Consider the following 20,662-nt stretch of genomic DNA (forward strand, 5'->3'; position numbering starts at 1 on the left):
CGGCTCATCGCCGCCTGTCGTTGGGGTTAGATTTTCCAGTAGAGGCCATTCTCGCGTGCCATCAGTTTGTGATCAATCATGTATCTTCGCAGTGATGCGAAGTCATCATGGTATCGCTTGAGGAACTCGTTGATCTCTTTCTCGGTGTATTGCCGGTTATCTTCAAGCGCCTGATGGATGTGCCGTAAAAGAACCAGCAATTTCTTTTCCTGAGCGGGAATGGTTTTGAAGCGTCCATCCGGGGTTAGAAAATCGTGCAGGACTTTCCGATCATAGGCTTCCAGGTCGGTGTTTTGAGCCAGGCGAGCAAGATTTTCACGTTTCAAGAGCCGGCGAGACATTTGTTCCAGCTGATCGGTTTGTAAACTGTACACCGAATAGTAGCCTTCAGCCCGCGCACTCACCAGACCGGCCTCGCTCAGGCGAGAAAGATGATGGGATACGGTTGAGGCACCCAGGTTTAAACTGGCGGCAAGTTGCTCCACGGTGTGAGGACCGGTGGCCAGCAGGCCAATGATTTTGAGCCGGTTGGCATCAGAAAGGGCCTTAAAGAAGGCCAGCAGTTCTTCAATGGGGAGGTTCATTTCTGTTTCCATTTTGATATCCTTTATATTAATTTGATGATAATCAAATTAATTATACGCAGTTCGATTTGCTTGTCAAGTGGAAAAGGTTTTTTGGGGTTTTTATATACTCAGGAAGTTTTTAAAGAAAAGGCGGCGCGTAAAGCGCCGCCCCATAACCATCCCATATTTCCCTGAAAACTCAAGGGTAGGTATTGTTCCAGAACCAGTTGTAGCTGTAGTATCCTGAAGTTGGGCTCTGAGTACGAATGGCGATCCGGTCGAGGCCCTTTAATCCATCTGGAATGTTGAAGGTAAAGGTGAGGGTGCCGCCCGATCCCGAATCGATGGTTGCAACTTTGTTACCTCCGATCCCTTTGGTGCCATAGGTATTCATGTATACGTCAAAGTGATCTCCAGCCGGGAAGTTGGCAGTTTTGATGGTAACCGTAGAGTCCTTTACCACGGCGCTGATCGAAAAGGTGGGAACCACACCTGCAGGTAAGGGTGTGCCCGGGATGCCCGCGCTGGCTGGAGTGTTCCAGAACCAGTTATAGGCGTAATAACCTGAGGTGGGGCTCTGTAAGCGAATAGCGATGCGGTCGAGGCCCTTCAACCCGGTCGGGATGTTGAAGGTGAAGGTGAGGGTGCCGCCGCTTCCGCTGGAAACGGTGTCCACCTTGGTACCACCGACCCCGCGAGTGCCGTATGTATTCATGAGCACCTCGAAGGTGTCATCCTTGGGAAAGTTGGCAGTGGTGATCGTCACTTTGCTGTCTTTTTCAACCGAGGTGATTGAAAAAGTCGGGATGACTCCGCCAGGCAGGCTGGGAGTAACGGGGCCGCCGGTGCTCCCCCCGGTTTTGTTGGTAAACCAGTTATAGGCGTAATAGCCGGAAGTGGGGCTTTGCAGGCGAATGGCAATCTGGGCGAGGCCTTTGAGGCTATCGGGAATCGTGAAGGTGAAGGTTAAAGACCCTCCGCTTCCTGAATCCACTGTGGCGACTTTAATTCCGCCAACCCCTTTGGTGCCGATGACATTCATCGTCACATCGAAACTATCATGAGCCGGGAAGTTGTTCGTCTTCACGGTAACCGTGGAATCGACAACAACACTCACGATATCAATCGTAGGAATGACCAGGGTCGATGTTGCTGCCCGGGCTACGGGAACAAAGCCGAAAGCCAGGGCGATAACAAGAATGAAAGCCAGTAGTTTATGCATGTCTGTGTGTCCCCTTCTAAAGCGAAACAAAAGTTGTGGTCTTTTCATTGTACATTCTCGATGGATAAAATCAAGCATTTCGAATGCGCTAATCAGAAGACGTATCGCGCCGTTGAAAGTTCCCTCTGGCGAATGGGGATTTTTATGTGCGAGCCGGTATGACAAGAAAGGGCGTGGTGGCGGGTCTGGTATAATTTGACCCATGAAGGCATCTTTATCTCGCCGGGATTTTTTAAGGGCCTCGGTGCTGGGAGCAGGGGCTATGCTTTTAAATCCATTCCTGCAATCTGAGGCTGACTGGCTGGGCGGAGATGTAATTCGGGTGGCAACGCACTCGGTGAGTGTGTATAGCAAGCCGAATGATCAATCCACGATTCTGTACCAGCGACGTCGGGATGATCTGGTCAATGTTTATGGCGAAGAAGAATCCCCGGATGGCCCGGGGTACAACCCGATCTGGTTCAGGGTGTGGCGAGGGTACCTCCACAGCGGGCGGATTCAGAAGGTGCAATATCGCCTTAATCCGGTGGCAAATTCCATCCCGGAGCGGGGTCAACTCGCCGAAGTTACTGTGCCATACACCCAGTCCCTCCGTTATCTACCCTGGATGAAAAAGTGGGAGCCGGTGTACCGCTTGTATTATGAGTCAACGCACTGGGTGGTGGCCATCGATGAAGGTCCTGATGGAGAACCCTGGTACCGGTTGCATGATGAACTGCTGGAGTTTACCTATAACGTACCTGCCGCACATCTACGCTTGATTCCACCGGAAGAGTTTGCTCCCATCTCACCCCAGGTAGAACCGTGGAAGAAGCGCATTGAAATTTCCATTGCCCGCCAGGAACTGGTGGCCTATGAGGACACCCAGGAAGTGCTGCGGACACGCGTTTCTACAGGGGTGCCCTCGTGGCGAAAAGATCCCAATCTCATTCCCACCGATACGCCTACCGGGGAATTCCATGTATTTTCAAAAATGGCTTCCAAGCACATGGGAAACGGCCAGGTGACCGCCGATATTGAGGCTTACGAGCTGGTTGGTGTTCCGTGGACGACCTTTTTTGTCGAGACCGGCGTTGCCATTCACGGCACTTACTGGCATCGAAACTTCGGCACACCCATGAGCCGTGGTTGTGTCAATGTTCCAACCGAAATTGCCAAGTGGATTTTCCGCTGGACTACCCCTGTGTGTGATCCAGATGTCTGGGAACAGCGGGGTTATGGAACGCTGGTCGTGGTGAGTTGATGCTTTTCAAAGAAAGGCCGAAAACACCCGGTTGCCCAGCAAGCGACCCCGTCGGGTGAGGCGGAGATGATCGTGATTCTGGCCTGCCCACTCGATCAATCCCTGTTGTTCGAGAGCGGGGAGAATGTTTCTGTAAACTTCCCGCAAATTCTTGCCGAACCGGTGTTGAAAAACCTCTTCTGAGATCCCTTCTTCTGTCAATCGCAGCCCCACCATCATCATCTCTGCCATCTCATCCTGCACGCTCACAGGATGAAATTCATCGTTGGCTGGACTGCGCGGAAAAGGCTGGCTTTCTCCGAGCTGGCAACGTTGAATATAATGCGGTACCGGTTTGACATTGGCTGTACGAAAGCCACCCGCATAACCATGGGCGCCGGCTCCCATGCCCAGGTACGGCAACCCCCGCCAGTATTGAAGATTATGACGACAGGAATACCATGTTCCTTCGCCAGAAGGCCTTGCCCAGTTAGAGATTTCATACTGGATAAACCCGGCCTCTCCCAGGCGATCCATGGCATGTTCGTACATGTCTGCCGCCAGGTCATCATCGGGTATTTCCAGCAATCCCCGTGCACTCCAGCGGAAGAACGGGGTGCCTTTCTCAATCGTCAGGCAATACAGAGAAAGATGTTCAGGGCGCAGTCCAAGAACCAGCTCCAGGGTGCGTTGCCATCGTTCCAGGGTCTGGCCGGGAAGGCCAAACATCAGGTCAAGGTTCAGGTTTTCAAAACCTGCTTCCCGGGCCCATTGCACCGAGCGAATGACATCCGAATAATCATGCAGGCGGGTCAGGATGGCCAATTCTTCAGGATGGGCTGATTGAACACCAAAACTGAGCCGGTTGACGCCAAGGCGGCGCAGACCGCGCAACGTCTCTCGGGTGACGGTTCCAGGGTTGGCCTCAAGGGTGATCTCGGCGCGGGGAGACACGTCAAAAACCGTGGCGGCTGTCTCAAGGATGGTGGCCACCTGTTCCACACTCAACAGGCTGGGGGTACCGCCTCCAAAAAACAGAGTATGAACGGGCAACCGGTAAGGCAGGCTGGCGGCTACCAGACGCATCTCACGGCACAGGGCGTTGACGTATGCCGGAATTGTGTTTTCCAGGCCAGCAAACGTGTTAAAATCGCAATATGCGCAACGTTTCTGGCAAAAAGGGATGTGTAAATATAGACTATGGGCATCCATGCGTTTGCAGGATAACACCTTCAAGTTGACTCTGTCAATATCCCACGCTCGCTCCCTGGATATATTCCTTCTCCCTCTTCCTTTGAGAATTCGCCTGTGTCGGGCTTCAGAGGCTGGATGAAGGCCTCATCTCTTCATGGTATAATCCCTCCACCGGGGAAAGCCCCGGAAATTCGGTTAAGGAATCTATGAGTACGGAATCAAACCCTACGAAAATTTGTCCCACCTGTGGGACGCGCTTGAATGCCTCGGCGACGCGCTGCACGGTTTGCGGGAGCACTTTTTCGACCCCAACCGTAGCGGCCAAAGCAGTGCAGCCTTCGCGCCTGCCAGAGGTGACACTTAGCCTGCCGCTGGTCCTCGGGTTGATGATCCTGTTGATGGCCATCGGCGCCGGGGCAGTGTATTTCGTCTACAATGCCAACCGGCCCGAACAGCAGGCTTCGGTTGTGCCAACGTTCACCCCAACTCTGACTCTGACGATTACACCGACGCCAACCGATACACCGACCCCTACCCTGGAGCCAACCTGGACGCCCCTGCCAACGCTGGAATATAAGGTGGCTCCCAATGATACGTGTATTTCAATTGCGTATGCTTTCAATGTATCGGTGCAAAGCATTGTGTTGATGAACAAGCTCCCTGCTGCCTGTGATACTCTGGTCGTTGGGCAGACGTTGTATATTCCACAACCCACGCCTACCCCCTCCCCCCAGCCTACCAATACCTTGAACCCGACCGAGCAGGCCGAAGCCAGCTGTGAAAAACTGGACGTCATTGTTAAAGACACCGACTCGTTAAGTGGGATTGCGTTGAATTATGGGGTGAGTGTTCAATCGATCAAGAACTATAATGGCTTAACCAGCGACGTCATCTTTGCAGGCCAGAAATTAATCATCCCTCTGTGTGAACGCGGCCCCAAAGATACACCCACACCAACCCCTATTCCGCCTTACACTGCCCCTAACCTGCTCTTACCGGCAGATGGGGCCTATTTTGGTTCGGCAAATGACGTCATCACACTGCAATGGGCCTCGGTTGGGGAATTGCGGCAGAATGAAGCGTATGCGGTCACGATTATTGACGCCACCGATAGCAACCGGGGTAAGTTTGTAGAATATGTCACCGACACGAAATTCATTGTGCCTGTTTCACTTCGTCCCACCGATGGCACTCTGCACATCTTCCGCTGGTCGGTTTTACCTGTCCGGCAGACTGGAACGGATCAGTCCACCGGAAAGGCGGTTTGGGAGCCAGCCGGGGCGGTGAGCGCTGAACGGGTATTCGGATGGAGCGGTGCACCCGGCCAACCTGCTCCCTGATGCCTGAGCCTGAAAAGCTCTGCAACGAAAAGATTCTAAAAAAACAAAGCCCCCGCGTTCGAGCGGGGGCTTTGTGGAATTATGCTTCATGCTCTTCCAGGAATTTTATTGCCTGCATGGCAGCGGCTGCGCCCATTCCCGCAGAGGTGACTACCTGGCGATAGAGTGAGTCGGCGGCCTCTCCAGCGGCGAAAACACCGGGAACACTGGTGCGCATACGCTTGTCGACGACAATGTAGCCGTTTTCGTCAATTTCGAGCTGGCCCTGGAAAATTTGAGTGTTGGGGGTGTGCCCAATGAAAATGAACACACCCTCGGTGGGGAACAGAGATTCCTCACCCGATTTCAGATTCTTCAGGCGCACTGCCTCAACAGCGTCCTTCCCGACGATCTCAGTTACTACGGTGTCCCAGATAAAGTGCATTTTCTCGTTGGCGAAGGCGCGAGACTGGAGAATCGCCCCGGCACGTAATTGATTGCGGCGATGAATCACGGTAACGGAAGTCGCATAACGGGTCAGGAAAAGACCTTCTTCCAGGGCGGAATCGCCTCCACCGACGACAACCACCCGTTTATCCTTAAAAAACCAGCCATCACAGGTGGCGCAATACGAAACTCCGCGTCCGGTCAGTTCCACTTCACCGGGAACCTGAAGGTGGTTAGGGCTGGCACCGGTGGCGATGATGAGGGTTTGAGCCTGGATTTGCTTGCCACCATCCGTCTGAATGACAAAGGGACGTTTGCTTAAATCCACTGCGCTGGCGCGGTCAAATTCTACCTGTGCGCCAAAGCGTTCAGCCTGTTTCTGGAAAAGCTCTCCAAGTTGAGCACCGCCTACTCCGTCGGGAAACCCGGGGTAATTCTCAATGGTGTGTGTCAGAGCGGCCTGCCCGCCGAGTTCAAGGCCGGTCAGTACCAGGGGGTTGGTTTCTGCTCGAGCGGCATAGAGAGCCGCCGACCAACCTGCCGGGCCAGAGCCGATAATCACCACTTTATACACCGAGTTGTTCTGTTCCTGTTTTCTGCTTAAAGAACCGCCCAGGTTCAATTCCATACTTTCTGCTCCTCAGTACGAAGGATTGATCAAAGTTTTCTCTTTGAGCGTGATTGACTGTAAATACTCAGTGTATTAGACGATTTTGTTCTCAATAGGTTACATGGATTCGTGGGTCGTGACAGCGCTATCGGTGAGGGTCAGGGCTTCGTCGATCAGCCGAAAGCCCTCAGCAAGTTGTTCAGGGGTGATGATTAACGGTGGGATGATCAAGAGAGTGTGCCAGTGGGTATAGAGAAACAAACCACGATCCAGTAAATACTTGCGAAGGGCGATCATTTCAGGGCTGGTGCCATTAAAGGGGGCCATCGGCTCTTTCGTTTTTCGGTTACGCACCAGCTCGATCACCCCGAACAGGCCAATGGAGCGTACTTCACCCACCGAAGGATGGCGTTCCATCAAACCATGCAGAAGATTCGTCATCAACCTTCCGGTTTCTGCGGCTTTCTCCACCAGGTGATCTTCCTGCATTACCTGAATGACCGCGGCTGCCGCCGCCAGGGAAATCGGGTGACCGTTGTAGGTTAAACCACCGACGAATTCACGCTCATTAAAGGCTGAAGCGATCTCCTCACGCATAGCTACGGCCCCCAGGGGGGCGTACCCGCTGGTTAATCCTTTGGCCATGGTCATTAAGTCGGGCTTGACATCCCAGTGGTCTACAGCGAACCAGCGGCCTGTGCGCCCGAACCCGCTCATCACCTCATCGCAGATGAGTAAAATGCCGTAGCGGTCGCAGAGCTGCCGCACTCCCTGTAGATACCCTGCCGGGGGGATGATGATTCCGTTGGTGCCGGTAACTGTCTCCAGTAAAATGGCGGCGATGGTTTCAGGACGTTCAAATTGAATGATTTCCTCAAGGTGGGCAAGGTAATCGGCAGTAAATTGTTCTTCGGTGAGGTCGGGGCGGTTGCGGTGAAACACTGATCGGGAACGGTAAGGGTCGAGGAAGTGCACCACTCCCGGCATGGTGGTTGGTTCCCATGCGGTTCGCCGGGGGTCGCCGGTGGCGGCCAGTGCCCCATAGGTGGCGCCATGATAAGAGCGATAACGCGCGAGAATTTTATGCCGTCCGGTAAAAGCGCGCGCCAGTTTAATGGCATTTTCGTTGGCGTCTGCTCCTCCAAGGGTATAGAGAAAGCGGGTGAGTCCCGCAGGCACAACCTGCTGGAGCAGTTTTCCGAGGAGGGCACGAGGGCGGGTAGCCATGCCTGGCCCGGCAAAGGGGAGTTCTCGTGCCTGTTGCACCATGGCTTCGATGACTCGTTCGTCTCCGTGCCCAATGTTTACACACATGACCGTGGAGTTGAAATCGAGATATCGCTTACCATGGATGTCCCAGAAGTACACTCCCTTTGCACGGGTGACCGGAATGGGGGAAACATGCGCCTGGGCTGACCATGTCCAGAAATTGGTTTTCAGACTGAGGGGAAGAATTTCGTCATCCGGAATAGTTTGCATTGAGTAAAAAGCCTCTCTGGCGAGTCGGATGTTCCGTGCCATGTATATTATAATCTTCCTGAAGAACCTTCGTTCCGGTTCTGTCCGGGAGGCGAGATGGCCGATGTTCAGGTGCGCACTTTTCAGGTGCAGAATTTTGATTCAATATCCTTTCGCGCTCTTGGGCGCATGAAAATCTATCAGGGTGAGGAAGAAGGCTTGAGCGTGCAGGGAGAACCCTCTGCGCTTGAGCATATCAAAGTGGATGTCGAAAACAGGCAACTGCAGATCCGGTTGTATACCTGGTATGATTTTTTATTCCTGCCGCGTCCGGCGAATTATGAAGTCTGGCTTAAAAACCTTCACCGATTGGATGTGTCTGGCTCGGCAGAGGTGGAAATGGCCGAGCTTATTTCTGGTGAGTTGAAGCTTTCTACAAGTGGGTCAGGGAATGTGCATATCGGAAGCCTGGAAGCAAATCACTTCCAGATCAATGTATCCGGTTCCACGCACCTGAGAGTGGACGAGCTGGTCAGTGAAAACATAGTGATCAATGCTTCTGGTTCCGGGCACTTTGTTCTTAAGGGGCGGGCGGATCGGCTGGAAATCCGCACCAGCGGATCGGCTGAAGTGGATGCCATGCAACTCGATGCCAACCACGTGAAGATCAGTGTGTCGGGCAGCGGGAAGTTCATGGTGACGGCCATAGATACGCTGGATGTATCTGTGAGCGGGAATGGCCGGGTGGGATATCGCGGAGACCCCCGAATTTCGCAGGCGATCAGTGGAAGCGGGACAATTTATCGTGTGGATCAACCTGCATGAGTCTGGTGACGCCTGAGCCGGTGAACTGGTCACCCCAGCAAATAGAACGGGCCTGTCAGGGCGCTTTACATCCCCTTGCCTTGCGCGGGATCGCGTTGTTTAACGCCAGAGATTACTTTGGCGCACATGAAGCGCTTGAAACCGCATGGCGTGAAGAACGCGGGGCAATACGAGATGTGTACCGGGGAATTCTGCAGGTTGGGCTGGCATATTATCACATTCAGCGTCTGAACTATCGCGGCGCAGTGAAGATGTTTTGACGCTGTCGTCAATGGTTGGATCCGTTTCCAGATACCTGTCGGGGGATTGACCTGGGACAGCTTCGCTCTGATTTTTTACGTGCTGAGGAAGAGGTTTTACGGCTGGGGCCAGAGAAACTGGCTTATTTTAACCATGAATTGCTGAAGCCATTGATCTTTCACGATGGGGAGGAACTTTCGAATGAACTTTGACCAGAAAATTGTCCTCGTGACCGGTTCGGGACGGGGGATTGGGCGAGCGATTGCCCTGCACTTTGCCAGAGAAGGTGCCCACGTGGTGGTGAACTATCATCGTAATGAGGCCCCGGCGAGAGAGGTTGCCGGACAAATTGAGGCGATGGGACGGCGTGCACTGGTTGTGCGGGCTAATCTGGCCAAACCGGAAGACCTGGATTTGCTATTCGACACCGTGGAACGAGAGTTCGGCGGATTGGATGTGTTGATCTCCAATGCGGCTTCTGGCTTCAACCGGCCAGCACTTCAGCAAAAGATCAGCGGCTGGGATTGGACCCTCGATGTGAATGCCCGGGCTTTTCTTTTTGCGGCTCAACGCGCGGTCCCGCTCATGGAAAAACGAGGTGGCGGGAGCATGGTAGCCATCTCCAGCCCGGGTTCGCACCGGGTGTTACCCGATTATATTGCCGTGGGCGCCAGTAAAGCCGCGCTGGAAGCCCTGGTACGTTACCTGGCCGTGGAACTTGCTCCGAAGAATATTGTGGTGAATGCTGTCTCTCCGGGGTTGGTGCTGACTGATGCCCTGCAATATTTCTCTTCACTGCGTGATGCGGATGTCATTCCACGGGCTATTGCGCATACTCCGGCTGGTCGGCTGGTGACTCCTGAGGATGTTGCCGGGGTGGTGGCCTTTCTGTGTTCCCCTCAGGCCTTTATGATCCGAGGGCAGGTGCTCATTCTGGATGGAGGATATACTCTGCCGGTGCCTTAAAGGGAGAGCTTACCAGCCGCTGGCAGAAAATATTTCCTGCAGGAAGGAATTCCGTTCTTCCGGTGTCATGGGGCGGGGGCGGGCGTAGTCTTCCAGCATGGCGGTGAGAAGTTCCACTCCCAGATAACGCCCCTCATAAAAGAGATGTCGGTCGAGAAATTCTCGGCGGGTACCATTCACGGGGGTATCCATCTGGTCGAAAAAGAGATTCCCCAGCCCGTAGTGGATCAATCCGCCCTGCTCGAGGGCAAACCCTTGTGGAAAGTGAGCCTGGCTTCCGCTAACGACTACCGCCCCGGCGGCATTCATGGCTTTAAAATCCCGTGCCTGGGCTTCGGAGGGGTAGGGAACGTAAATTTCATTGTACTGGAAAGTCATCACCGGTAAGATACCCTGCTCTCGAAGGTTTCTAATTTCGCGGGCAAAAGCTTCCAGGTCACAACGGGCTGCACCGGGTAGGGTTTCAGTCGCCCAGGCCGAGGGCGGACCGGCCAGGTTGCACCCCAAAAAGGCCAGGCGGTTCCCATGGTGTTCGATGATGAGCGGACGAGTGGCTTCATTGCTGTTGGCGCCCCCGGCAAACCAGTGCCATCCCCGTTGTCGGTAAAGCTCTAAGGAATACAGGAATGCTTCTCTCCCCCAGTCATTGTTGTGGTTCCCGCTGAGCTCAATGATATCTGGCTGAATGGCGTCGAGCAACTGGATGTATTCCGGGCGGCTACAGAACATCAGGCTGGCCTGATAGGGGTCAGCGGGCGGGCAGTCGGGGTTAAAGGAAACTTCATTGCTAATGTGGGTGAAATCGGGTTCCAGCAGCCAATCCCGAATGTCTCTGGCGGGGTAATCCAGGCCTATACTTTCCATACGCCAGCCTGTAGCCCGAACCAGAGCGGTAGTTCCGGTCATCAATACCACAGTCAGGCGGGAGGGGTCGCGGTTGGTGGAGGGGAAGTTTCCCCCATCGTGAAGGAATTGTTCCAGGTCATGAGCACTGCCAGTTAAATGAAAACCGAAGACCAGAGGATACCCCTGGAGATCACCCCGAACGAGAGCTGAGCTTTTGTCTACCTGGAGGGCTTTCCAGCGTGGTTCCAGTTCATCAAAGGGGATTACGCTCCAGGTGCGATCCTGCCAGGCAATATCGACCAGCTCGTCCGGCCTGGCCACACGCACATCTCCGGCTGGTGCACCCCAGAAGTATTCCAGCAGCTGGTGGGTGGTCTCGACAACCCACAGAGGACGCTCATTAAAAGGAGTGTGAAATTGCCCCCGCCACGCTTTGCGCAGGTCTTCCAGAGAGATTTCATCGGTCAGGGTAGGAAAGGGGGCAACCACGACATAGACCCAACGGATGGGTGCATTTTCTACCGGGGCAGGCTCCAGGCGCAGGCGGGCTTCTTCGGGGTGGTCTACCCACTGCCAGGGGGCAGGCAGGGTCATCCGAGATTTGAGGTTTTGCGGCACTGCAGGAGCGGCCCACACTCCCAGAATCTCAGGGGTGGAACTGGGAACAGGGGAAGGGGAGGGGGTGAGCGTGGGACTGGGAGAGGGAGTGGGGGTGAGGGTGATGGGCCTGAAAGGGGTGCGGGTAGGTGTGGCGGGGCTGAACCCTGGCAAGACCGGGGGGGTGCAGCCTGCGCACCAGAGGAAAAGCATGAGCAGGCAGACCCCCGTTCCTGTCCATCGTCGGAAAGAGCCGCCCGGATGAAGAATATCACCGGAAACTGGCATGGAATAACCTCTCTACAAAGCTTTGGGCTTCATCCTCGCTCATGGGAACGGGGCGTCCATATTCTACGATGCGAATAGGGAGCAATTCTACCCCCAGATAGCGCCCTTCATAAAAAATATGACGATCGATGGTGGCCTGGCGGGTCAGTGAGGTATCGGTCTGGTCAAAAAACAGATTGCCCAGTCCAAAATGGATGTAATGATCTCCGACAAACTGGAAACCCTGAGGAACATGAGCCTGACTTCCCGAGACCACAACGGCACCAGCCTGAGCCAGGCGGACAAAACTGTTCGGTTGTTGCATGGGTGCAGGGCGGTAGTCTTCGGTCTCAAAAGCCTGCAAGGTTACTACAGGCAGGTACCCGGCCTGACTCAACGATGCCACCCTGGCGGTGAGGGCATCAAAATCACAGGGGGCGGCACCGGGCTTTTCCTGTCCGGCCCAGGCGATCTCCGGGCCAGCCATATTGCACCCCAGGAACACAAGCCGGTTGCCATGGTGCTCCACAAAGAGAGGGCGCTGAGCCTCTTCGAGGTTAGCACCACCCCCGTAGGTTCCCCAGCCGCGTTGACGGTAAAGTTCCAGCGAGTAGAAGTAGGCCTTTTCTCCGCGGTCGAGGTTGTGATTGCCGGTAAGTTCGATGATGTCGGTACCGACTGCGTCCAGCAGGCGGATGTAATCTGGAGGAGAACAGAAGAGTGCCTCACGCAGTGCGGCTTTTGAGGGCGGGCAGTCCTGGTTAAACGAAACCTCGTTTGAAATATGTGTCAGGTCGGCAGACCGCAACCACTGGTCTATCGAAATGGCCGGGTAGAGAATGCCTTTCTCGTTCATCAATTCGGCAGTGCGGCGCGCCAGTGCTGTGACCCCACTCATGGCGAGTACCGTCAGGTGATCGCGATTGTAATTCTCCACGGTGAGGTTCGGGGAGGTGGATGGATTCCCTGTGGCCACAATGGGAATGGAAAGCGGGTAAGTGGAAGGTGAAAATTGGGGATCAAAGGGAGATTGTCCATTCACCCGCAGTACTCGCCAGCGTGGATCGAGCTGTTCGAAGGGCACAAGGGCCCAGGTGGCATTCTCGTTCCAGGCCTTTTGCAGCAGGTTATCGGGAGATTCTACCCGTACCATCCCTGCAACCGGCTGTCCCCACCGTGCCTTAAAGACTTCCAGAGTCTCGGATGTCATCCACAGTGGGGCAGCGGGAGCTTTTCCCTTCCAGGCCTGTTGAAGATCGTCGAGGGTTACATGAAGAATGGGCTGAAAAAAGGGAACCACCAGCGCATACACCCATTCTCCAATCTGGGTCTGGTCGGCAGATGAAAGGTCACTTCCGCCGATTACTACCTGGATATGGGCCTTTGCAGAGGATGAGGTAACCATACCAGGCCAGGCATGAAGAATTTGTTCTCTCGCCTGCCCGGGCAGGCTGGGCGAAAGCCAGATCGAGATGGCAGAAGAAGTGGGGGCAGGCAGAGTGGGGGCTTGAGTGGTCTGAATGGGAGCGGCTGGCGAAGCCCGGTCGAGATCAGGGGCCGCTGCCGCAGGGAGAGGGGTGCAGGCTTGAAACCAGAACAGGTTGATAAGGATCCATAAAATTCCCGGGCAGTGTTGCAGTCTCATGAGCTCATTATACCGAATAGTCTCTCAAGTTTTCAGAATGGGGAAAGTTTTTCTGAACCACATTCCCTCTACAATTTGATCGCTTTTGATAGTCTCTGGAGATAGAATCAGAGTACACTTTTTTTGGGAGATTGGTATGCGCGAAGTAGCTGTCCTTGGAATTGGCCAGACGAAAGTGGATGAACACTGGGATCGATCATTGCGTGAACTGGCCGGTGATGCGGTACTGGCGGCTATGTATGATGCCGGGATTACCGTGGCGGAGGGCCTTTTTGTGGGGAATATGATGTCGGGATCGGCCAACCACCAGCAGCATCTGGGGGCGTATATTGCAGACTGGGTAGGCTTACGGTATGCTGAGGCGTTGCATGTGGAGGCGGCGTGTAGTTCCGGCTCGGCGGCGTTCCGCGCAGCTCTCATGGCGGTTGCCTCTGGCGCGCTGGATGTTGCCATCGCGGTAGGTGTGGAAAAAATGACAGATTCACCCGGCGCTGAAATTACTGCAGAGCTGGCAACTGCGGCCGACTATGACTGGGAAGCCAGCCAGGGGCTCTCTTTCGTGGCCCTTAACGCGCTGATCATGCGGCGCTACATGCATGAATACGGTTGGGAACGAGATCATTTTGCTCCATTTTCGATCAATGCTCATGCCAATGGGGCGCACAACCCGTATGCACGTTTTCAGGCTCCTATCAGCGAAGCGGCGTATCGGAATGCCCCCATGGTTGCTGAGCCGATTAACCTGATGGACGCCTCGGCGATTGGAGATGGGGCAGCCGCGGTGGTTCTTGTCCCGGCTGAGAAAATTCGGAGTGGAGGGGGAAAGAAGATCATCCGGGTGGCGGGGTCTGCCGCAGCGACTGACTCCATTGCTATTCACCATCGAAGAGATGCGCTCTGGCTCTCGGCTGCCGAGCGCTCGGCCAAACAGGCTTACGCTCAGGCCGGGATTGGACCTGAGGATGTGGACCTGTTTGAAGCTCACGATGCCTTTACCATTATGGCGGCCCTTTCGCTGGAGGCCTGCGGTTTCGCTGAGCGAGGCCAGGGGCCTCGCCTGGCATTGGAAGGTCAGATTCGACCGGATGGGCGTATTCCCATCGCTACTCGCGGGGGTTTAAAGGCTCGCGGGCACCCGGTAGGAGCAACGGGGGTGTACCAGATTGTAGAGGTGGTTCAGCAACTCAGGGGAGAAGCGGCTGGCACTCAGGTGGACGGTGCGCGCATCGGAATGGCGCAGAATATCGGAGGGAGTGGGTCGAACATCATCACCCACATTCTCCGGGCAGATTGAACGGCGCTTTTCTTCATGCTTTGCTTTCTCCATTTGCAGGCACATCGAGTGGTCAATCGGGCTTGTTTCCGGTAGAATTATTCAGAACGTATGTTCCTGCCTACCTTCCCCTTTCAGGATGGGTACGATGGCTTTGATACCACTGGCACGACTGCATGCTTACCGCAACCGAACTTTTCGGATGGAACCTGGAACCCGACTTACCTCGCTGGATGAAGCGGTGAGTTATATTAATGAGCGGGGATTCATTTTCTTCTGGCCATACAAGGGATACCTTTTCCCCAGCCTGTGGACGGCAGTGGCGGGCGATCGACCAGTAGCCGACGAGCACGATGACCCGGGCCACGTCACGTGGGGGTGGAAAGATTCGTTGCTGGGAAAAAGGCGGGTGTATTATGCTCGTGTGCTGCGGAAACGAAACACATTCCTCTCGCTGGACCTGTTGCCTTATTTTTATGCCCTTTCGCCCAATTATGGTTCGCCAGAGGAAGATTACCTGATCGATTATGAAGCAGGCAAGCTTACGGCCGAGGCGCGCGCGGTGTATGAGGCTCTTCTGGACCAGGGGCCTCTCGACACAGTGGCATTACGCAAAGCGGCACGCCTGACCAGCAAATCCAGCGATACTCCGTTCAACCGTGCGCTGGAAGAGCTTCAGGTTACATTCCGCATTTTACCGGTGGGAGTGGCTGAGGCGGGCGCCTGGAATTATGCTTTCATTTACGATCTGGTTCCGCGCCATTATCCAGAAGTGATTGAGCGTGCGCATCCGATCAGTGAATGGGAAGCCCGACGCGTGCTTGTACTTTATGCTTTGCGTTCTCTGGGCGCCGCCAGAGCGGTTCACCTGCAGCGTTTGTTCGGCTGGCCGACCGGGCTTTTCGATAAGGCGGTGGATAAACTGGTTCAAAATGGAGAACTCGTCAGCAATGTTACCGTAGAAGGAAGCAGTGACCCGCACCTTGCGCTGCCTGAATTAATTTCCGGGTAAACTCTTTTCTGGTTAGGTGATTCGCTCACAGCCGGATATAATGAATTTAAGGTTTCGCGGTTCTCAAATGCAGGAGGTTGCATGGAGTTTCACGTTTCGAGGCAGGCCCGGGATCGGTATGAATTCGATAAGGCGCTCTTTTCGTTATCGGGCAACGTGGTCTTTGCCAATTTTCATGCGGCCCGACTTTTTGCGCAAAAGATCAACCAGCAACGCGATCTGGTACATTACCCTGAACAGGCGGTACGTGCTGGCCAGATCAATGCCCTTGGTCTGATCGACGAGATTCTTCATTACATCCTGTTGTTGTATCGCCGCGAGGTGCGCCCCGGGGTGATGGTGCAGGCACTGGAAGCGTTGAAACAATCCATCGGCGATGCCGAAGTGGAGCGCGCTCTGGTACGATTTGCCGCCGAGTTTCCGCCGCTGGCGGTGTATCTTGGGCAGGTTAGCCTGGATGAATACCTGGAAGGGAGCACGGAGGGAATTCCCAACCGTGAGGTGCTCCTTGAGGAAATGATCATGCTCTGGGTAGCCAACCGTAACCCGGCATGTCAGCCGTTTTTAGAGCTTTTCGACGAGTCTCATCTTGCCACTGAGACGGCCTATCCGCGGATCATGGCTGAAATTCAGGAGTTTTTCAAAGAACAGCCTCCCTTTGGCCCTGAAAGGCAAGATTTAATCACTCTCCTGCGCACTCCTGCTATTCGCGTGCCGCATTCTCTGACCGGCCAACTGGAGTACATCCGTGAGCATTGGGCGGAGTTACTTGGGCATTTTTTATATCGCCTTCTCAGCAGTCTCGACCTGTTGAAGGAGGAAGAGAAGAGCGGTTTTATGGGGCCGGGGCCAACTCAGCTCCCGATCTACGATGCCTCGGCGCTGGCCGAGCTGGAAGTAGAAGCATTCAGCCCGGATAAAGAATGGATGCCGCGACTGGTTCTCCTGGCCAAGAATACCTACGTCTGGCTTGATCAGTTAAGCAAAAAGTATCGGCGTTCAATCACCCGTCTGGATCAGATTCCCGATGAAGAACTGGCCGATCTGGCTTCCTGGGGGTTCAGCGGCTTGTGGTTGATTGGTTTATGGGAGCGAAGCAGGGCCTCGGCACGCATTAAGCAATTATGTGGTAACCCCGATGCAATTGCCTCAGCGTATTCTCTTTACGACTATACAATTGCCGCAGATCTGGGTGGTGAAGAAGCTTTTCAGAACCTCCGTGAACGTGCCTGGCGTTTTGGTATTCGTCTGGCCTCTGATATGGTGCCCAACCACATGGGAATCGATTCGCCCTGGCTGGTAGATCATCCAGACTGGTTTATCCAGGTTGATTACAGCCCCTTCCCGGGTTACACCTTCAATGGGCCAGATCTGTCCAGCAACCCGGCAGTCAGCATTCATATCGAGGATCATTACTTCGACCGAACGGATGCGGCTGTGGTTTTCAAGATGTACGATCATCGAGACGGACGTACACGCTATGTGTATCACGGGAATGATGGCACGAGCATGCCCTGGAATGATACAGCTCAACTTAACTACCTGAACCCTCAGGTGCGCGAGGCCGTCATTCAAACGATCCTGGCTGTGGCGCGGCGATTCCCGATCATCCGCTTCGATGCGGCGATGACTCTGGCCAGGCGGCATTTCCAGCGTTTATGGTTCCCGGAACCGGGCACCGGCGGAGCGATTCCATCGCGTGCAGAACATGCGATGACCAGAGAGGAATTTAACGCGGCCTTTCCCAACGAGTTCTGGCGTGAAGTGGTAGATCGAGTGGCACAAGAAGCCCCCGATACACTGCTCCTGGCCGAGGCTTTCTGGCTTATGGAGGGTTATTTTGTTCGGACGCTGGGAATGCACCGGGTGTATAACAGCGCTTTTATGAATATGTTACGCAATGAGGAAAATGCGAAATATCGAAGCCTGATTAAGAACACTCTGGAATTCGACCCCGAAATTCTCAAACGTTACGTTAACTTCATGAACAATCCTGACGAACGCACAGCGGTGGATCAGTTTGGTAAGGGTGACAAGTACTTTGGGGTTTGTACCCTCATGGCAACCCTGCCAGGGTTGCCGATGTTTGGCCATGGTCAGCTTGAAGGGTATGCCGAAAAATATGGCATGGAGTTCCGGAAACCCCTTTGGGATGAACAACCCGATCCATACTTGCTGGAACGACACCGGCGGGAAATTTCTCCACTGCTGCATCGCCGTGACCTTTTTGCAGGGGTGGAGCATTTCCTTTTGTATGATTTCTACACCCCCGAAGGATGGGTGGATGAAAACGTACTGGCTTACAGCAACGGGCAGGGTCAACAGCGTGCTCTGGTGGTGGTGCATAACCGCTTTGCTGAAACCTCAGGATGGATTCGCATGTCGGCGTCGTTTATCGTCAAGGCGACGGGTGGAGACCGCCCGCTCGTTCAGCGCTCACTGGCTGAAGGACTGGAAATTCGGGATGAAGAGGGCTGGTACACGATTGCCCGTGATCAGATCACCGGGCTTGAGCATATCTTCTCGAACCGTGAATTGGCCCAAAATGGGTTATTCCTTACCCTCCATGCCTATGAATACCATGTATTTCTTGACTTTTACCAGGTGCAGGATGATTCTGGCGCCTCTTACCGCCAGCTGGCAGAGACCCTGCAGGGGAGGGGGGTTCCCAGCATCGCTGAAGCGTTACGTGAGTTAATCGTACAGTCAGTGTTGAACCCCTTCCGCGAATTAGTCAATCCCGGCTATCTTGGCTATCTTCTCGAGCATCGGGTGACCGAACCTTCGCGTGAGATTCCTGCCGGGCTTCTCTCTGAGGCGGCAACCAGGTACACCCATCTTCTGGAAGGGGCGTGTTATCAACTTGGGATTCAACGTGATGTATCTTCTCTGGCGGCTGAGTTCCGGGCCAGCCTGGAAGCCGCCCTTCACCTTCCCATTCTCGGTGAGAAGTATCCCTTGCCGGGTTCCAGAACGTATGCCAGCGGGCTGCGGTATCTTTCTTCCGGGTTGAGCCGGCAAGGTGACCAGCGCTGGCTGGTTTTCCTGAGCTGGTTATTTGTGCGAGGTTTGGGGAAACTGGTTAATGAGGAACAGTATGCTCCCCTTTCGCGTTCCTGGCTGGATGAGTGGCGGTTAGCTGTGACCCTTGGAGACACCTTCCGTAGCCTGGGGTTCGATGACTTTCAATCGTCGCGTTCCGTCGAGCTGGTTAAATTGCTTACAGAACACCAAAACTGGTTTTCATCTCTGGGGGGGCAACCTCTTTCAAAGGTGCTTTCGACCTGGCTCTCTGATGATGCCATCCGCCGTTTCCTTGGGGTCAATCGCTATCAGGAAAAGCTCTGGTTCAATAAAGAGGCCTTTGAAGAGTTGGTCTGGTGGATGATGTTGCTGGCGGTGTTCGAAGCTCTGATCGTCCCCGGGGCTGGAGCCAGCCTGCTCACAGAACGGGTTCTGCAGGGGTACCAGATTGCCCGGAGACTGCTCAAGGCAGGAAAGGCGAGTGGGTATCTGGTAGAACGTCTATCAGGGTAGGCGATTCCAGGATTCGGCGGCACGTTTCAGGTGGTTGCGGAATACTTCGTCAGCTCTCAGGCCGGTTCTCCAGCTACTTACCCTGGAAAGCGCATCTTCAGCCAGCAATGAAAGATCGGCGCCGGTGGCCTGTTTGGTTAGTAGGACGGCCTGGGCGGCATAAGCCACGTTATTGCGAGGTTCAATGCGGTCAAAGTCGTCAAAAAACCAGCCGCAAGAAGTAAACATACGCTGCCGTTCGTATTGCGCCCGGAGCATGGTGTGGATGCGCATGATGTCCTTCTCTGAAACGGAATGACCGGTCAGTTCTTTGATCAGGTCTTCAAGACCAAGCTCGGCATGAATCACGCGAATATAACGATGGCGCAACTCCCAGGGGTCTTGCATGCGGCCGTCTACCAGTTTGAGGTATTCCCCATCAATGGCATCGGCAAGCTTATCCAGGGCCTGGCGAAAGGGAGCTTTCCACTCACTGTGGGGAGTACAATTGCAAACTCCTGACCAGCGCAATACACCATGCAGACAGCTCCAGGAGGTGCCCTGCCGGATGGAAACGGTTTCGGTGACAGGATGATTTTTAAGCCAGAGCCCCGGGTAGGTCAACTCGACGGCCCGGTTTTTTAGAGCGCCATCTGTCAGATAGGCCAGGAATTTGTCCCGGAAGGGCTGATGATGACCGTAGAGTTCACCATCCGAGGCGATCAGCACCAGTTCGTCATCTCCATCGGGTTCGCCTTCCTGGCGAAACTCCGGAAGAACCAATTCGTTGAGGAAGCGGTCGGCGTTGACAGTTGAAGCCGGGTCAAAGCTGACGCGGGTGCTCAACTCCTGGTTATAGAAAAAGACGATCATTTCCCGGCCTTTTGAAAGCGGAACCCGATAGGGTCTGCGAGTATCTATGGGGCTGAGTGTGGCCTGCCAGGGCGCCAGAATGGTGAATCGGATTCCGCAGTCAGCGAGGACTTCCAGGGTTTCGTCATCGGCGGCAGTTTCTGGCAACCACATCCCTTCAGGAGAATGCCCAAAGCGTAGCTCGAAATCGGATATTCCCCACCGCACCTGAGTAACTTTATCGTGGTACTTTGCCAGGGGTAAAATGGTGTGGTTGTAGGCCTGGGCCATGGCATTCCCGACCCCGTGAGCTTCCAGGTTATCTCTCTCCTGTTGAATGATGTTGGCTTCGGTTTCGGGGTCGAAGTCAAACATCCATTCCATCAGGGTTGGCCCCATGTTGAAGCTAATACGGTTGAAATTCCTTAACAGTGCGTTGGGATAATAACACTGAGCGTGGATTCTTTCGTTCCAGTTTCGGTAAGGAGCAGCCCCTGGTTCGATGGGAATTTCACCTGTGAGGGGATCTTCTCGAGGGGGCTGGTAAAAATGGCCATGAATACAAAGAGCTCGTTGAGGCATGTG

General features: G+C 54.4%; 17 protein-coding genes. 9 read left to right on the forward strand and 8 right to left on the reverse strand.

The window, feature by feature from the left end; all coding sequences use genetic code 11:
* Positions 1–26: 26 nt before the first annotated feature.
* Together ATHL_RS03515 and ATHL_RS03520 are read right to left on the reverse strand one after the other, a co-directional pair.
* A complete protein-coding gene (locus tag ATHL_RS03515) occupies positions 27–596 on the reverse strand; it encodes a DUF2087 domain-containing protein (protein ID WP_062189856.1) in 570 nt (189 codons plus the stop codon).
* A gap of 169 nt (positions 597–765) precedes the next feature.
* The gene (locus ATHL_RS03520; RefSeq protein WP_062189858.1) at positions 766–1,788 is read right to left on the reverse strand and encodes a hypothetical protein; all 1,023 of its coding nucleotides are present in this window, start codon (positions 1,786–1,788) and stop codon (positions 766–768) included.
* Between the two features lie 202 nt (positions 1,789–1,990).
* On the opposite strand from ATHL_RS03520, the gene ATHL_RS03525 reads away from it, so the two are divergent.
* Entirely contained in the window at positions 1,991–3,031 is a 1,041-nt protein-coding gene (locus tag ATHL_RS03525) for a L,D-transpeptidase (protein WP_062189860.1), read from the forward strand.
* Between the two features lie 6 nt (positions 3,032–3,037).
* On the opposite strand, the gene hemW is transcribed toward ATHL_RS03525, so the two are convergent.
* Positions 3,038–4,222, reverse strand: a complete 1,185-nt coding sequence (gene hemW / locus ATHL_RS03530) for a radical SAM family heme chaperone HemW (protein ID WP_062189862.1) — start codon at positions 4,220–4,222, stop codon at positions 3,038–3,040.
* Between the two features lie 188 nt (positions 4,223–4,410).
* Here hemW and ATHL_RS19115 point away from each other — a divergent pair, with 188 nt between their 5' ends.
* Complete coding sequence (locus ATHL_RS19115; protein WP_084001146.1) at positions 4,411–5,544, forward strand: LysM peptidoglycan-binding domain-containing protein; 1,134 nt, start codon at positions 4,411–4,413, stop codon at positions 5,542–5,544.
* 79 nt (positions 5,545–5,623) lie between these two features.
* On the opposite strand, the gene trxB is transcribed toward ATHL_RS19115, so the two are convergent.
* On the reverse strand, positions 5,624–6,598 hold the full coding sequence (gene trxB / locus ATHL_RS03545; RefSeq protein WP_062189868.1) for a thioredoxin-disulfide reductase: 975 nt from the start codon (positions 6,596–6,598) through the stop codon (positions 5,624–5,626).
* 99 nt (positions 6,599–6,697) lie between these two features.
* Positions 6,698–8,101: an aminotransferase class III-fold pyridoxal phosphate-dependent enzyme gene (locus ATHL_RS03550; RefSeq protein ID WP_236822321.1), complete on the reverse strand. Its 1,404-nt coding sequence runs from the start codon at positions 8,099–8,101 to the stop codon at positions 6,698–6,700.
* A 54-nt stretch (positions 8,102–8,155) separates the two neighbouring features.
* On the opposite strand from ATHL_RS03550, the gene ATHL_RS03555 reads away from it, so the two are divergent.
* Genes ATHL_RS03555 through fabL form a run of 4 tightly spaced genes read left to right on the forward strand, consistent with a single transcriptional unit; the run spans position 8,156 to position 10,069 of the window.
* Positions 8,156–8,863, forward strand: coding sequence for a head GIN domain-containing protein (locus ATHL_RS03555; RefSeq protein ID WP_062189870.1), 708 nt, complete (start codon positions 8,156–8,158; stop codon positions 8,861–8,863).
* Positions 8,860–9,123, forward strand: a complete 264-nt coding sequence (locus ATHL_RS03560) for a DUF309 domain-containing protein (protein WP_062189871.1) — start codon at positions 8,860–8,862, stop codon at positions 9,121–9,123. Before ATHL_RS03555 ends, ATHL_RS03560 begins: the two co-directional genes overlap by 4 nt.
* Before the next feature lie 15 nt (positions 9,124–9,138).
* The gene (locus ATHL_RS18740; RefSeq protein ID WP_162787563.1) at positions 9,139–9,315 is read left to right on the forward strand and encodes a hypothetical protein; all 177 of its coding nucleotides are present in this window, start codon (positions 9,139–9,141) and stop codon (positions 9,313–9,315) included.
* Entirely contained in the window at positions 9,305–10,069 is a 765-nt protein-coding gene (gene fabL, locus ATHL_RS03565) for an enoyl-[acyl-carrier-protein] reductase FabL (protein WP_062189874.1), read from the forward strand. The genes ATHL_RS18740 and fabL overlap by 11 nt, the downstream gene beginning before the upstream one ends.
* A 9-nt stretch (positions 10,070–10,078) precedes the next feature.
* Here the strand turns inward: fabL and ATHL_RS03570 are convergent, their stop codons facing one another.
* Positions 10,079–11,800 carry a CapA family protein gene (locus tag ATHL_RS03570; protein ID WP_062189876.1) on the reverse strand — a complete coding sequence of 574 codons (1,722 nt, stop codon included), beginning with the start codon at positions 11,798–11,800 and terminating at the stop codon, positions 10,079–10,081.
* Positions 11,784–13,424 carry a CapA family protein gene (locus ATHL_RS03575; RefSeq protein WP_062189878.1) on the reverse strand — a complete coding sequence of 547 codons (1,641 nt, stop codon included), beginning with the start codon at positions 13,422–13,424 and terminating at the stop codon, positions 11,784–11,786. The genes ATHL_RS03570 and ATHL_RS03575 overlap by 17 nt, the downstream gene beginning before the upstream one ends.
* Before the next feature lie 136 nt (positions 13,425–13,560).
* On the opposite strand from ATHL_RS03575, the gene ATHL_RS03580 reads away from it, so the two are divergent.
* The 3 genes from ATHL_RS03580 (at position 13,561) to ATHL_RS03590 (ending at position 19,246) form a co-directional block, all read left to right on the forward strand.
* On the forward strand, positions 13,561–14,718 hold the full coding sequence (locus ATHL_RS03580; protein WP_062189879.1) for a thiolase domain-containing protein: 1,158 nt from the start codon (positions 13,561–13,563) through the stop codon (positions 14,716–14,718).
* Between the two features lie 127 nt (positions 14,719–14,845).
* Positions 14,846–15,709: an AlkZ-related protein gene (locus tag ATHL_RS03585; RefSeq protein WP_062189881.1), complete on the forward strand. Its 864-nt coding sequence runs from the start codon at positions 14,846–14,848 to the stop codon at positions 15,707–15,709.
* A gap of 81 nt (positions 15,710–15,790) precedes the next feature.
* Positions 15,791–19,246, forward strand: a complete 3,456-nt coding sequence (locus ATHL_RS03590) for an alpha-amylase family glycosyl hydrolase (protein WP_062189883.1) — start codon at positions 15,791–15,793, stop codon at positions 19,244–19,246.
* On the opposite strand, the gene ATHL_RS03595 is transcribed toward ATHL_RS03590, so the two are convergent.
* The gene (locus ATHL_RS03595) at positions 19,238–20,659 is read right to left on the reverse strand and encodes a DUF3536 domain-containing protein (RefSeq protein WP_062189885.1); all 1,422 of its coding nucleotides are present in this window, start codon (positions 20,657–20,659) and stop codon (positions 19,238–19,240) included. The genes ATHL_RS03590 and ATHL_RS03595 overlap by 9 nt on opposite strands.
* Positions 20,660–20,662: the final 3 nt, after the last annotated feature.

It is taken from the genome of Anaerolinea thermolimosa, assembly GCF_001050195.2.
In the GTDB taxonomy this organism is placed as follows: Bacteria; Chloroflexota; Anaerolineae; order Anaerolineales; family Anaerolineaceae; genus Anaerolinea; species Anaerolinea thermolimosa.